Annotated in this window: 12 protein-coding genes and 2 pseudogenes; 4 read left to right on the top strand and 10 right to left on the bottom strand. The window is 51.3% G+C overall.

Annotated features, from left to right (window positions below; genetic code table 11):
• Window positions 1-19: 19 nt before the first annotated feature.
• The 7 genes from ACVBEG_RS13820 to ACVBEG_RS13790 form a co-directional block, all read right to left on the bottom strand.
• Window positions 20-1,162 (bottom strand): FAD-binding oxidoreductase, encoded by a 1,143-nt coding sequence (locus tag ACVBEG_RS13820; protein ID WP_447107889.1) that lies wholly within the window; start codon window positions 1,160-1,162, stop codon window positions 20-22.
• Window position 1,163: 1 nt separating this feature from the next.
• Window positions 1,164-2,237 carry an aromatic ring-hydroxylating dioxygenase subunit alpha gene (locus ACVBEG_RS13815; RefSeq protein ID WP_447107888.1) on the bottom strand — a complete coding sequence of 358 codons (1,074 nt, stop codon included), beginning with the start codon at window positions 2,235-2,237 and terminating at the stop codon, window positions 1,164-1,166.
• A 261-nt stretch (window positions 2,238-2,498) separates the two neighbouring features.
• Complete coding sequence (locus ACVBEG_RS13810) at window positions 2,499-3,620, bottom strand: DUF2817 domain-containing protein (protein WP_447107887.1); 1,122 nt, start codon at window positions 3,618-3,620, stop codon at window positions 2,499-2,501.
• Between the two features lie 74 nt (window positions 3,621-3,694).
• Window positions 3,695-4,462, bottom strand: a complete 768-nt coding sequence (locus ACVBEG_RS13805) for an ABC transporter ATP-binding protein (RefSeq protein WP_447107886.1) — start codon at window positions 4,460-4,462, stop codon at window positions 3,695-3,697.
• 26 nt (window positions 4,463-4,488) lie between these two features.
• Window positions 4,489-5,202, bottom strand: a complete 714-nt coding sequence (locus tag ACVBEG_RS13800) for an ABC transporter permease (RefSeq protein ID WP_447107885.1) — start codon at window positions 5,200-5,202, stop codon at window positions 4,489-4,491.
• Window positions 5,199-5,888 carry an ABC transporter permease gene (locus ACVBEG_RS13795; RefSeq protein ID WP_447107884.1) on the bottom strand — a complete coding sequence of 230 codons (690 nt, stop codon included), beginning with the start codon at window positions 5,886-5,888 and terminating at the stop codon, window positions 5,199-5,201. Before ACVBEG_RS13795 ends, ACVBEG_RS13800 begins: the two co-directional genes overlap by 4 nt.
• Before the next feature lie 141 nt (window positions 5,889-6,029).
• The gene (locus ACVBEG_RS13790) at window positions 6,030-6,800 is read right to left on the bottom strand and encodes an ABC transporter substrate-binding protein (RefSeq protein WP_447107883.1); all 771 of its coding nucleotides are present in this window, start codon (window positions 6,798-6,800) and stop codon (window positions 6,030-6,032) included.
• A gap of 219 nt (window positions 6,801-7,019) precedes the next feature.
• Between ACVBEG_RS13790 and ACVBEG_RS13785 the strand changes: the two genes are divergently transcribed.
• Both ACVBEG_RS13785 and ACVBEG_RS13780 read left to right on the top strand, forming a co-directional pair.
• Window positions 7,020-7,970 carry a LysR substrate-binding domain-containing protein gene (locus tag ACVBEG_RS13785; protein ID WP_447107882.1) on the top strand — a complete coding sequence of 317 codons (951 nt, stop codon included), beginning with the start codon at window positions 7,020-7,022 and terminating at the stop codon, window positions 7,968-7,970.
• A gap of 659 nt (window positions 7,971-8,629) precedes the next feature.
• Window positions 8,630-8,772 (top strand): annotated as a pseudogene (locus ACVBEG_RS13780) (IS630 family transposase); the annotation flags it as partial.
• A gap of 34 nt (window positions 8,773-8,806) precedes the next feature.
• Here ACVBEG_RS13780 and ACVBEG_RS13775 read toward each other — a convergent pair.
• A complete protein-coding gene (locus ACVBEG_RS13775; protein ID WP_447107881.1) occupies window positions 8,807-9,886 on the bottom strand; it encodes an alcohol dehydrogenase family protein in 1,080 nt (359 codons plus the stop codon).
• A gap of 184 nt (window positions 9,887-10,070) precedes the next feature.
• Between ACVBEG_RS13775 and ACVBEG_RS13770 the strand changes: the two are divergent.
• A pseudogene (locus ACVBEG_RS13770) lies at window positions 10,071-10,580 on the top strand (IS5 family transposase); the annotation flags it as partial.
• Window positions 10,581-11,042: 462 nt separating this feature from the next.
• Here ACVBEG_RS13770 and ACVBEG_RS13765 read toward each other — a convergent pair.
• Window positions 11,043-12,506, bottom strand: a complete 1,464-nt coding sequence (locus ACVBEG_RS13765; protein ID WP_447107880.1) for a relaxase/mobilization nuclease domain-containing protein — start codon at window positions 12,504-12,506, stop codon at window positions 11,043-11,045.
• The gene (locus tag ACVBEG_RS13760) at window positions 12,503-12,922 is read right to left on the bottom strand and encodes a hypothetical protein (protein ID WP_447107879.1); all 420 of its coding nucleotides are present in this window, start codon (window positions 12,920-12,922) and stop codon (window positions 12,503-12,505) included. The genes ACVBEG_RS13765 and ACVBEG_RS13760 overlap by 4 nt, the downstream gene beginning before the upstream one ends.
• 541 nt (window positions 12,923-13,463) lie before the next feature.
• Between ACVBEG_RS13760 and ACVBEG_RS13755 the strand changes: the two genes are divergently transcribed.
• Window positions 13,464-13,958 carry a hypothetical protein gene (locus ACVBEG_RS13755; protein ID WP_447107878.1) on the top strand — a complete coding sequence of 165 codons (495 nt, stop codon included), beginning with the start codon at window positions 13,464-13,466 and terminating at the stop codon, window positions 13,956-13,958.
• The last annotated feature ends 21 nt before the right edge of the window (window positions 13,959-13,979 follow it).

The raw sequence follows: 13,979 nt of genomic DNA, 5'->3' as shown, positions 1-13,979 counted from the left end.
TTAATCGTAGTAGGGCTTGTCACTGACGCAAGTCCACTGTCACGGCGCTGGTTGGGCGCGTACAGCAGAGCAGGATGTTGCCGTTTGTGGGGGCATCCAGCGGCTCTTCGAAATACTCGACAGCCCCTTCACGCAAGCTGACCTGACAGCTGTTGCACAGACCGGCTCGGCAATTGAAAGCCGGCGTCAGCCCGGCCTGCTCGGCGAGTTCGAGCAGTGAGTGGCAGTTCTGATCCCACGCCACACGGGTTCCGGACGGCAGAAAATGTACGGTCAGTGCGCCTTCAGCAGTCCCCGCCGCCGCTGTGGGTGCAGGCGACGCGGGCGTGGGGGGCGTTGCTGCTGGCATGACTTCGTCCTCTTCGAGGATGGTCGCCGGGCCGAAGAACTCGTAATTAATGCGCTCGCTGGCGACCCCGAGGTTGCGCAGCAGGCGCCAGTTCGCCTGCATAAAGGGCCGCGGGCCGCACAGGTAAACATCATAGTCGTCCAGCGGCAGCAGGTTTTGCAGGGTTTCTCTACTGACCAGCCCCTGGCTGTGAAAAGCCTGGCTGGCCTGATCCTCGGCGTCCGGGTTGCGGTAGCAGAAGTGCGCGCTGATCCCCGGACGATGGCTGGCCAGTGTCAGCACCTCATCACGGAAAGCATGCACGGCGCCGTTTTCGCAGGCATGTATGAAATACACTGGCCGCGTCGAGTTGCGGCTCAGCTGATGCAGCATGCTCAGCATCGGAGTCAGGCCCACGCCACCGCTAAACAGCACCACAGGTCTTGAGCTGTCTTCGTCCAGGGTGAAGGTGCCGGCCGGTCCGGCGATCTCCAGCAGGTCGCCGACCCGCACGCGGTCGTGCAGATAATTGGACCCTTGCCCAGGCGGCAGTTCGGGTCCATCGAAAGGTGCAGACTCGCGCTTGACCGAAATGCGTACTCGCGAGGGGTCGTTTACGTCTCCAGACAGGCTGTAGTTGCGCAACACCGCCACGCCACCGTCCAGCGACAAGCGAACAATGAGGAATTGCCCAGGGCGAAAGGACAGGCTTGAGCTGCCATCAGCCGCCGTCAGGATGAAAGAGGTGATGACAGTGCTTTCCTGCTTTTTTTCGATCACCAGAAAGGTATTGAAACCTGGAGTAGGGAGCTGTGTTTGCGGTTGCGTACCCATCTCATGCCTCCGTTTTTTGTGCCGCTGCGTGTTGCTGGGCCAGTGGGATCAAGCTGCCAGACTGTTCTTGAGCAATTAATTTTTCTAGGTTGCGGCGAAAACGTAGTGGTCCTGAGTCGGACGCTAGATCGATGTTGGCAGTGCGCTTGTTTGCCATGCCTAGGTGTACGGCGCTGAGGACTACCCGGTCCTCGGCGAAGGCGTGACGTACGTCTTCGTCGAACTGGCGAGAAACCTCTTGATTGTCGGGGTCGAAATTACGTACCTGGAACCAGTAGTAGCGAGTGTTTGCTTCGTCAATGGGGGTCATAAAGTTGTAGGAGTTCATCAGGAACACCTGCTCATGCAGCTCTCCCTCGTCGGAGCCGGTCCCAGCCGGGGTGAACAATGCCTTGATAATGGCCTGCGAGGGATAGTGCACTTCGTAGTGCTGTTTACGGTCGCAGTTACCGCTAAACTTGACGAATTTGGCATAGAAGGGCGCCACCTCAACATCGCGCATCCAGCGAGAAACAATCACACCTGCATCGATGACCGTGGTTTGCAATGGTTCTAGCGCGCACGCTGCGTTACCAAAGGACGATTGATGCACCCACGCCACATGAGAGGGATCGAGCAGGTTATCTGTCATGTACAGATAGTTGCAGGGTATGACCATGCTATTGCCACGGTTGAGCCCCCACGCCGAATCGCCCCATTCTGGCACATGGCAGATTTTTGCTTCGTCGGCCAGCTCAACATCACCCATCCAGATCCAGATCAAACCGTAGCGTACTGCAAGGGGATAGCTGCGAACCTTGGCGCCCTGCGGAATTCGTTGGCTACCGGGAGCGCGGATACAGCTGCCGGAGCAGTCGAAGGTCAGGCCATGGTAACCACACTCAATGTCATCGCCCTGGCGTCGACCTAGCGATAAAGGCAGCTTGCGGTGCGGGCAGGCATCTTCGAGCGCTACCGGTGTGCCGTCGCTTTTGCGGTACAGCACCACGGGCTCACTCAGTAGGGTGACGGGATACAGATCTTCACCCAGCTCGGCTTCGCTGGTGGCGACATACCACGCGTTTCGCAAAAACATGGGGTCTCTCCTTATTATTTTGTTGTTCGCCCTTTACGCAAGAGCGATGGCTAACGACGAGGCCAGAATACGAGGATCTGATTAGGTGAGAACAGATGCCTGAACCTATTGGTTTGTTTAGTTTTACTAAAGTGTTTTCCTCAGGTTGACATGAGCTGCTGCATGCTTCGTGCGCACCGGGAATGCATTCAAGGCTGCACAGGGCAGCCTTGAATGTGGGGACTGTTTGACAGTAATCAGCGGCCACGCTGGGCTGAGTGTTTACCGAGGGGCTGGAGGTTGAACCTGAGGTAATGCGATCAAGGCCCGCTCCCAAATTTGTCGGGTGCGCTGCCAGACAGTGTTTCGCCAGTCACTGTCAGCGGGGTAGAACTGTTCGAGCAACTCCCGCTTGATTTTCGCTGCAACCTGATCGGTGAGATTGCCGTGCAGGTGCAGCCACTGATCGTTGCGCAAAACAGTGTGAATTTGTTCTCCCGGGTACGTGCCGCATTCAATAACGAACGGCATCAAGTGCACGTGCGGCAAGGCATCGATCAGGGCCTGTGAGGTGTAACCAGTGGCTGTCGCGGCCACCCCTGTATCACTTTGGCTGCCAGCTCCGGTGAGCAAGGTGTACAACCACGGCCCATAGACTACCTGGGCGTTGGACAGCGCCGGGTAGGCGCGCTGGGCAATCGTCATCAGCATCGGGTGACCGTAGTCTCCAGCGCCGGTGTGCAGGTCAAAGCACATTGCAATCTCGGTGTGAGCCAAGTGCGATTTCAGGATTGTGCGCAGGGATTTGTTCGACCAACTGGGTGCTTGCCCTCCGTAGAAAAGACCGTCGGGATGAGTGTACTGACCGGCCTCCACAATCGACATCACTGCGGACCAGCCCTCTGTGCGAATTCGGTCGTTGAGCAGAGCATCGGCCTGCTCCCGTTTTGGCCCTAGCAGCTGTGTGCAGGTATAGATCTTGTGCAGCGCCTCGTACTGTTGGTTGTCCGGCAACGCTTGAGTAAAGTCCAGATAGTTGCGGTTGAGGTCGATATTGTCCTCGTTGACGCGGCGCATCCAGGCCGTGCCCCAGGGATTGATCAGGTGGATCATTAGCACAGCGACATCGTCCGGCAGGCTTCTGTCGCTAAGCGCTTGCAGCCATTTGCTCTGGCAGTTCGAGCCATAGAAACCTTCAACGCCGTGGGTGCCGCAGAGGGCAACCAGCACTCGCTTGGCATGTGGATCGCCGAGCCAGGCAACATCGGTACTCAGTGGCTCGCCAAAGGGCCCAGTCAATGGATGAGGGTATTCGGTCAGGCTGGCACCTGCCGCCTTTGCAGAGGCCAGAAACTGTTCACGTTGACTGGTATAACTGGGGTGCGCTGGAAAACCTGTGTTCATGGTTACCTCATGTTGATCAACCAGCACCCGACTTTCAGGAATCGCCCGGTGCCAAGGCAGGGGAGTACGCTGAATTACTTCAAACGGCCGGATAGGAACTGCGTCAAGCGTTCGCTTTGCGGATTGACTAGCACTTCGCTGGGGTGTCCTTGTTCTTCCACGCGGCCTTGATGCAGGAACATGACGTGGTTGGAAACGTTGCGTGCAAAGCCCATCTCATGGGTGACCACGACCATGGTTCGACCTTCCTCGGCCAGAGCCTGCATCACCTTTAACACTTCGCCGACCAACTCCGGGTCGAGCGCTGATGTCGGCTCGTCGAACAGCATTACCTCCGGCTCCATCGCCAATGCGCGTGCAATCGCCACACGCTGCTGCTGGCCACCGGAGAGGTGCGATGGGTATTTGCTTTCGACGCTCGGATCCAGGCCAACCTTGCTCAGGTACTTGCGCGCTCTCTGCTCGGCTGTTTTGCGCTTGATGCCAAGGACATGGACAGGCGCTTCGATGATGTTTTCCAGTACGGTCATGTGCTGCCACAGGTTGAAGTGTTGGAACACCATCGACAGTTTGGTACGTATTTTTTGCAGTTGGTGCAGATTGGCCACACGCAAGGCACCGTTGAAATCTTGTTTTGTGCGGATCTCCTCGCCGTTCACCATAATGCGCCCGGCACAGGGTTGCTCGAGGAAGTTGATGCAGCGCAGAAAGGTACTTTTACCTGACCCACTCGAACCGATGATGCTGATGACATCACCGGCCTTGGCTTTGAGTGACACACCTTTGAGAACTTCATGGGAGCCGTACTTCTTGTGCAGCTCATCTACGCATAGTTTGTACATGATCAATGCTCTCTAAATACGGTGAGTCAATGAGCCTGCGGCTTCAAGAAGGCTAACCAACGCATTTCGCAGCGACGAAACAGCCAGACCAGAGTAAATACCATCAGGGCATACAGCACCGCCGCTATACCGAATGCCTCGAATGAGGAGTAAGTCGCCGAGTTCACATCGCGGGCGACCTTGAGCAGATCAGGCACCGTGGCGGTGAATGCGAGGGTTGTGGAATGCAGCATCAGGATCACCTCATTGCTGTAGTACGGCAGTGCGCGACGCAGTGCCGAGGGCAGAATGATGCGCCGGTACAAGGTGAATCTGGACATACCGTAGGCGCGTCCAGCTTCGATTTCGCCGTAAGGCGTCGTACGAATCGCTCCGGCAACGACCTCTGTTGTGTAGGCGCACGTGTTGAGCGCAAAGGCCAACAGCGTGCAGTTGATCCCCTCGCGGAAGAAGGCATTCAGCTCCGGCTGGCTACGGACCATTTCTAGGCTGTAGACCCCGGTATAGAGAAGCAGCAACTGGATATACAGCGGTGTACCCCGGAACACATAGGTGTAGAACCAGACAGGCCCACGGATGAAGGGGTTTCTTGATACTCGCGCCACTGCCAATGGCACCGACAGGACGCCGCCGACGGCGATGGAAACGACCAGCAGCCACAAAGTCATGGCCACGCCAGACAGCTGGTAACCATCGAACCAGAGGTAGGACTGCCAATACTCCTGCAAGATTCCGGTCATAGCTGCGCTCCTCTGACGCCGTTGGAGTAGCGGCACTCCAGCCATATCAGGACGCCATTGGACAGGGTGGTAATTGCCAGATAAATCAGCGCGCCGACCAGGCTGAAGAAGAACAATTGCATCGAGTGCTTGCCCGCATCCTGAGTCACCTTGACGATATCGATAAGACCGATGATCGAGACCAGCGCGGTGGCCTTGATCAACACCTGCCAGTTGTTGCCGATACCCGGAAGTGCAAAGCGCATCATTTGTGGGAACAGCACCCGCACAAACACTTGTGGGCGATTCAAGCCATAGGCGATGGCCGCTTCGATCTGCCCGGCAGGCACAGACTGAAATGCGCCGCGGAACGTCTCGGTGAAATAGGCGCCGTAGATGAAGCCAAGGGTGAAAACCCCGGCAACAAACGGGTTGAGATCAATCTGCTCGACGTGAAGCCACTCGGTAAAAACATTCAGCAAAATTTGCAGGCTGTAGAACAACAGCAACATGATCACCAGATCAGGGACGCTGCGGATCAGCGTGGTATAGCCGGTTGCCAGATTTCGCAGCAGTCGCTGCCTTGAAAGCTTAGCCGACGCACCGATTAGGCCGAGCGATACGGCTAGCAACATCGAGAGTAACGCCAGCTTGATAGTCGCAAACGTACCTTCGAGAATGAGTGCTCCATAGCCCTGTAAAAACATGCTCTGTCTCTCCTTTGATAATGGCGGTCCGCGGACCATCCATTCAGGGGCTTGAGTATTCGAGGAGTAACCGTAGGTCCATGGCCAGGGCTCTTGATCACCGATACACAGGTGACCAAGAGCCGGTCAGGCAAGTGGGTTTCAGTTATAGATATCGAAGGTGAAGTACTTCTTCTGAATCGCGTCGTAGGTCCCGTTCTTGTGCATTTCTGCCAGCGCACCGTTGATCGCCTGGATCAGTTCCGCGTCGTCCTTGCGCAGGCCGATAGCGATACCTTCACCCAGCAGCTTTTCGTCCTGGATAGTATCGCCAGCGAAGGCGAACCCTGTGTTTCTGGGCGTCTGCAAAAAGCCGATATCCGCGACTACAGCATCCGTCAGACTGGCATCGATACGGCCGCTGACAAGATCTGGGTACAGCAGATCCTGATTTGTGTAAGACACCATGGTGACTCCATGCGGCGCCCAGGCAGCCCTGACGTAAGCTTCCTGGGTGCTGCCTTGGGCTACGCCGACACGCTTGCCCTTGAGCGACTCAACGGTGGGCAGTAGACCGCTGTCGGCTTTGGCAATCAGACGATTGGGCGAGTTGTAGAGTCGGTCAGAGAACGCGATATTTTCTTTGCGTTTTTCGTTGACGGTCATCGCCGAAAGGACACCATCGAACTTCTTCGCCTTTAGCGCCGGGATGATGCTGTCGAAAGCGATTTCGACCCAAACGCACTTGGCCTTGAGCTGGGCGCAAATAGCGTTACCCAGATCGATGTCGAAACCGATCAGTTGACCATCTGGTTCTTTTGATTCGAAAGGCGCGAATGTTGGATCTACACCGAATCGAATGACGCTCAGGTCCTTGGCCAGAACACTGGTTGAAGCGAGTACAAGTAGCGTGGCGAGGACAAATTTTTTCATTTTTGTTTTCCTTTGTCTGTCATAGAATTTGCGCATTACGCATTGCTGAATGCAGCGTCATAGGGCATGTCTGGTTCTTGTTGTGTTCACTGCATCCAAGGGGCGAGCAGTGCGAGGACCAGAATACGAGAGTCTGAATATTCGAAAAGATGTTGAAAGCTGTTGCTTTGTGTAGCTGAGCTAAAGTATCAAGCAGTCAGTTCCTTTCCGGAGATGCTGATGAATAGCTTGCCTTCTTTGCGTGCCTTACAGGTTTTCGAAGCCGTTGGGCGCTTCGGTGGGATTGTTGAAGCCGCTAGGCGCTTAGGTATTTCGGCGGGTGCTGTCAGCCAGCAAATGAGGTTGCTAGAAGATAGCCTGGGCTTGAGCTTGACCTTCAAGGTTGGCAAACGCATCCGCTTGACCGCTGCGGGGCAGCGCTACCACGATAGCTGCGTTGCAGCGTTCGAATGTCTGCGCATTGCTCAGGTAGAAATCGAACGCGCGAAGAGTGTTAGCAACTTGCGCATCAGTGCGTTGCCATCGTTGTTTTCAGATTGGTTGGCCCCGCTCATTTACACTTGGCAGAGCGATCACCCGGAACTCAATCTGTTTCTTGACGGTAGTCATGCAGAACCCACACCAGATGGCTACGAAATCGATTTCCGGGTGACCTATGGAGACTATGAGTCTACTGAACACGCCATTGAGCTGTTCCGTGACTTCATAGTTCCGGTCTGTAGTCCACAGATGTTGCGTGCCGATGCACCGCTGCGGACCCCGGCGGACTTGTTAGCTTATCCATTACTGTCCATTGACTGGTTACCGAAATTTGCTTCCCCGCCTTCGTGGCGCGACTGGTTCAGTGCACAACAAGTAGACTATTCGCAAATACGCGATGGTTATCGCGTCTACTCACTATCATCGATGGCAATCCAGGCTGCGGTATCGGGGCAGGGCGTGGTGTTAGCGCAGTGCTCTATGATTGCCGATGCATTGGCGGACGGGCGTTTGATTATGCCGTTTGCGTGGGGATTACCATTACCCTCGTCGTATTTTTTGGTGGGTGCAAAAGATGCATTCGACAAGGCTCACTGTCGTGACTTCCATCGGTGGCTGGTGGCTCGTGGGCGGGACCAAATGGCAATTAATGAGCAGTTATTGAGCCATTCATTGACTCAAAGAGAATAGTCGATGAAGGCGCAATTTTCGTTCCTGATCTGGTTGTTAAACCTACTCTAAAATATTTTCACACGGTTTTGACCCAAAGCTACCGTTCATTGGGTCTCTCTCTCTCTCTCTCTTTCGCCTGATTGCGAGTTTTTATAATCTCGCGATCTCCCTTATACGCTCGCTTTGATACTGCTTTGATACTGATACCTCCTTCATGCAGTCTTAGCAGCCTAGTGCAGGCTCAACTATCCCATAACTGGCGGCCTTTGAGGTGTAAGTTTGGCCAATTCGTCGGTTTTGTGCCGCCGATGCCTGCCTGAACTCATCGGTAGCCCATATTTTAAGAATAGCGAAACTTAATCAGGGCGCGGCTGCCGCAACTGATCATTTCTGTATCCTTTCGACAGGCTGCGAAGGGAGGTGAGTTAGGCTGAACTGTTTGCCCTCATTGACCTGCTACTAGCGGAACGGGCGACTTATAAGAACGTAACCAAACTTTACAGGTACGTTTGACCACCCGGCTCCGCCGAAAATCGACAAGAGAGGGTATTGCCTTATTGGGCTTTGAATTGAAGGGGGGCGCGCCCCTAAGAAAGGTCTGACTTTCGATTAAGTCGGTGCTTTTTGAACCTCAAACAGCCAAGCCGTTAAAAACTGCTGCTTATTTCAGACCTTCCCTAAAGGCGGCTATCTGCCAATTTATCGAGGCTCACTATGAGCACTCAGCCAAACCGTTAAAGTGGAATAAAACGGCTGAGGCCATCATCAGCTCGGTACGCAAGGCAAACTGAGCGTGATAAAAAACAAATTAATGGATTAACCGCTCGAGCCATTAGCGCCTAGATTAATTAAAATCAGCAAGGAGGAGGAATGAGCACAAACTTGCCAACGTGTTTTTTCGTAAGAAACTCTTTTTGTGCTTCTATAATTAAAGATAGCGGAAAGGTCTTGGCCAGCACTGGTTGGATTTCCCCCCGCTCGATGTATCTCACAATATTTGAGAATACAGGCTCATCCCATGCGGTCGTTCCGATCAGCATTATATCCTTCAAGTACATATCACGCATATCAAGCTCAACAATAGGGCCTGCTATAGCGCCTGAAGAAACAAGCCTTCCTCCGCGTTTTAATACTTTGAGCATCGAAGGAAAATCACTTCCAGCTACGTTGTCGACCACAACATCCACGGAGCACTCACCCAATACTTCTAACAAATTTTCGGAGCGGTCAATCAGTTTGTCAGCACCAATATCTGCTACTGACTCATGCTTTTCTTTGCCAGCAATCGCGACAACCCTAGCTCCTCTACGTTTTGCTAGCTGCACCGTGGCCGACCCTACACCACCGGAAGCGCCTGTTATCAAAACGGTTTCACCAGCTTGCAATTTTACTCGGTGCAGCATGTTCTCAGACGTTCCGTACGCACAAGGAATCGTGCCCAGTTCAGCATCAGTCCAGTCACAAGTAATTGGGAATACTTCACTTGCCCGGACTTTTACATATTGAGCGAAAGCCCCATCAAAATCAGATCCCATCCAGACACTATCCAGCGAGTTAAATCCGTGCTCACGGACACAGGGACGGATCAATACCCGCTTGCCGAGGAGATTGCTATCGCCATCTTGGGCGATACTGACAACCTGCCCGCAACAGTCGGTACCCTGAATTAAGGGGAAGGGCGTCTGTTTACTCCAGCCACCATTGATACTCCGAAGGCTGGGCTTGTCGTCAGAAGTCGCGTTTGTGGAATCTGTAATGGATGAGGAGTACCACCCAAGCCTTGTATTGATTTCTGTGTTATTCACGCCAGCAGCTAACACTTTAATCAATACTTCGTCCCGCATGATTTCAGGGATGGCGACATCTGTGTACTCTAGTTTTTCGTATCCGCCATTGCCGGCTGTGACGACAGCCTTCATTAAGCCGTAATTCATACTTTCTGATTCCTCTACTTAGATATGCTTAGTGCATAGCCTAGTCAAGTTTGCTTAGAAAATTTCCGCTCCTAAAAGTTCATTATATTTAGGAAAGTCAAAGATAGCTCCTAGGGGAACTCTGAAAAAGACTTCCAAATCTGGTGAAATACGCCTGCCCCACGAACTGAACGGTTGAGCCCCGATGAAGCAAATGTCCTTCGCTGATGCCGAATACGCTGGCAAACGTAAGCAAACCCGCCGCGAGCGTTTCCTAATTGAGATGGATCAGGTCGTGCCCTGGAGAGGCCTGATTGCGTTGATCGAGCCGCATTATCCGAAGGACGAATGCGGTCGTCCTGCGTATCCGTTGATGGCCATGTTGCGGGTTCATCTGATGCAAAACTGGTTTGGCTACAGCGATCCGGCGATGGAAGAATCCCTCTACGAAACCACAATTCTGCGCCAGTTTGCCGTGCTGCATTTGGATCGGATTCCGGATGAAACCACGATCCTCAACTTCCGTCGGCTGTTGGAAAAACATGAGCTGGTCGGTGGGATTTTGCAGGTTATCAACGGCTATTTGGGCGACCGAGATTTGCTGCTACGCCAAGGTACTGTGGTCGATGCGACGATCATTCATGCGCCCAGTTCGACCAAGAACAAGGATGGTAAACGCGACCCCGAAATGCACCAGACAAAGATGTATGGTCAGCCCATGTGATCGCTCGGCCAAGCGGACGACCCACTGGCTCAGTTGATCATCTTTGGATTTGGCGGTACGTAAGACTGATCGTGCGCCATATGCGTAAACCCTTCGACACCAGATCCACCTCCATCCGTCCGAGTTAATCGGTCCCAAGTCATTGTTTAAAAAGGGCTTATCTATGCAGGTCGTGACTTGCATCCTACGACCTCTTGGGTAATTTATTGACTTGCGGCTCAGAATTTACGTGGCGTAGCAACGTGAAAAAAAATAGGACTGAGTTACACAGCTGTGTAACTCAGTCCTATTTCACCTTCCATCTAGTTATTATACGTTGTCACCGAATCCTGCGTTCTTGGTATTGCCCTTACATTGCGCCGAGCGATCCGTCCCGCTTTCCTGCCCTCGAAATTCACCAGTCATGATCATTGGGAATGAGTTACCGCGATACGAAAGGGGGGTAAGGACCCGCTACGCGGAAGGGGCCAGATGGTCCAATTTACTTATGCCGAGAGAGTTAGTGATTGAGAAATTTTTGGATTCGGTATCCTTCATATTGCATTCGTACACCGGGCCGTCCTCAAAAGAGTCCATTTTGAAATCCTCGATGCATTCGCACTTGGCGCTGAAAATTGCGAAGACTGTTTGCAATAGTGTCATCATCGATTGCATAAGCCGAATAATATGATTCGATTCAATCTCGCGCTTAACTTCATCGTAAGGTTTTTTGAACGCAAATAACATGTACTGTCCGTTGACGCGGGTGGGAGGCATTGTGCGTCGTGCGATTGCATAGTGATAGCGCTGCATTTGTACACGGATTGCGAAGTATTCGTCCTTTTGCGCAGGCTCCTTTTTTTTCAGGGTTTGTCTGCTCCCAGGACCAGGACCTGGCGAGCCGTTAATCGTGCCTTTGTAATCGACTGAGTTGATTTGTTTGTAGTAAGCGACTCCGGCTGGGAGGTTGCCTCCGCTTCTCCTTTTTTCGAGCCTCTTCTCGTGCTGCTGTTCTTTTGATTCAACAGCTCTTGTTTGAACTGCTCTCTGTAAAGCTCGTAAATGGATTTCTGGCTCATAAGATATCCCTTCTTGTTCTGTCAATTTCTGAAATGTTAATCTTGATCTTTTAAGGTCTCTTCCAGATATTTTTTTACCGTCGAGTATGTAGCTTATTCCAACAATTTCGTCTGTGTCTTTCTTCATTGTGAATTCGACATCAACACCTTTTTTCTTCAGTGCTAGAACGAGTTGGATCATTGTTGGCTTCGTGGGACTTTCTTTAGTGCCTTTTTGCTTTGCAGTTTTGTGAATTTCTTCTATTGCAGTTGCTACGCGAGCCAGCAAAATATCACGGAATTTAAGGTCTGGGTTCTTTCCTGCCTTCAATTCACGACCATACTTCTTGATATCACGTTCGAGCTGGTTGACGCCCCAAGTCTCTTCTGGATTCGGTGTTGCCCCGATTTTCTTCTTATATTTAACTTCGAGCGCCCTTGCTGTGTCCATCAGCGTTTCGTAGTCTTTGCTTTCACTTATAAGAAGGTGATCATCCATTGAGGTTCTGTTGGCTACTATATGCATGTGTTGCTTATCGGTGTCTTCGTGAAGTACGCCGAAATATTTGTGGTCTTTAGTGTAACCAAGAGCCGCCATGGTGGTATCAAGTACGTCGCGCCACTCTTCTACTGTGAGCTTCTCTCCTGTCTGGAGAGATATCATATAGTGCGCTCCGCATCGGCCTGGACTTTTGTCTAAAGCTGATCTCCTCATGAAAGTGGGAATTTCTATTTCCCTCTCAAGCCCTTCTACATTATCAGAGTAGACATTACCGCCTACAAATGCCACAGCATCACATTTGTGCTCATGATTCTTGCCGAAAACATATTTTACACGGTTACTACATGTCGAGTCGTTTTTGAATTTCCTAGTTATCATTGTGCACCTTCCTTGGCGGCTACGATTCTATTCAGCCTATCTATCTCCATTTGCATGAATTCAATCTTTTTATATGCTGCTGAGTTCATTAAATCATCAGCTATTGAGCGGAGATTTACCAAGAATTCACCTGCGCTATATTCGTCCATGCTTCCAGCTTTTCTCATGTCCTTGATTGCATTGACGCCGTCTATAATTCGATCATGCAGCCGTTTGTGAATCTCAGGAACAAATACCTTTGCTGGCAGAATAGAGCGCAATCCAGATGCCCTTAGAAACACCGCAGGTGTATCGTGGCCTGTCTTTTCCATTAAGCCCTGTAAGGTCTCCCACTCGTTTACAGAGAAGCTAACCATGACGTTTTTGATTCGAAGGTCTGCTACTTCTTTTTTAGGTCTTCCGCCTTTATTTTTCATTTCTATTCTTCCTGTTTTTATTTTTATTATAGGTCTAGCATTATTGTAAATTATTATTTTAAGTGCTGGTGATGCATTTGTATTTGATCTTCGCGCAACACCCGGAACGGGTTGTGAGCAGCCAGCGTATTTTCGTTTAATGACTAGGTCAATGAGGAACGAGTAGCCTAGTTATTAATAAGGAAATACATTGCTGGCTCCCCGGATTTTATTCTTATTTTGTTAGATGTGGTGATGGTTTAGATGTGGGGATATCAATATTATATCAGATTGATTTGTCTGTGGTTTTGGTTGCGTCAAGAAACTGCACGGTTTTTTTTGCAGTGCTTCGGATAGTGTTCCTGTTCTTTGCGTACTAGGTTCTACCTACTGTATAGATAGTGCCGGAGTTTTCCTTGGTATGTGTAACTGCGATGGATAGGTACGTATTTTATATGTGGGCTCTACTGTATTTTTTATTGGTACATATTACCACAGGGTGGTGCCCTGCCTCTTAGAAGTCGTGTATAATAAATTTACAATAATAAGAAAAGGTGGTTTTATGTTGGATTGTATCGTGTTAGAAAAAGGTTCTATTTCTTTTCGTGTTCGTAAAACTGTGGTGGCGATAATACTGGTCAGGTATTGCAAGCCGAATAAAGTAATTAAGTCCGTCTTGCTCGATCAGATTGATGAAGAGTCAGCCGTAGTTCTAGATATGCTAAGTTCATATCGTCGTGGCCAGGAGAAATGGCATGAGTTCGTTGCGTCAAAGCTGCCTGGAATACGCCGTAAGCGAGAAGAGTCGGCAAGAAAAATGAGCTACGAGGAAATATCTAAAGCTTTGATTGATATTGTATGGTCCCTTAAAAAACACCGTGAACAGGACCGTACTGGCCGTCAAGGCGGTCGAGAGGTTGCTATCGGTATCTGGCAGGCGTGGCAGGATATTCGTCCAATAATAAGTTCAACTACATACTGGGGAGTAAAGGAGGATGAGGCGAAGGCTGCGCTGGGCTTAACATCAAAAAACTCCAGCCTAAACCCTGTAAAATAAGTGCGTAACTGACTCCTTACA

It is taken from the genome of Pseudomonas sp. GG8 (assembly GCF_052976945.1).
This window is presented reverse-complemented; position numbering and strand designations above follow the sequence as displayed.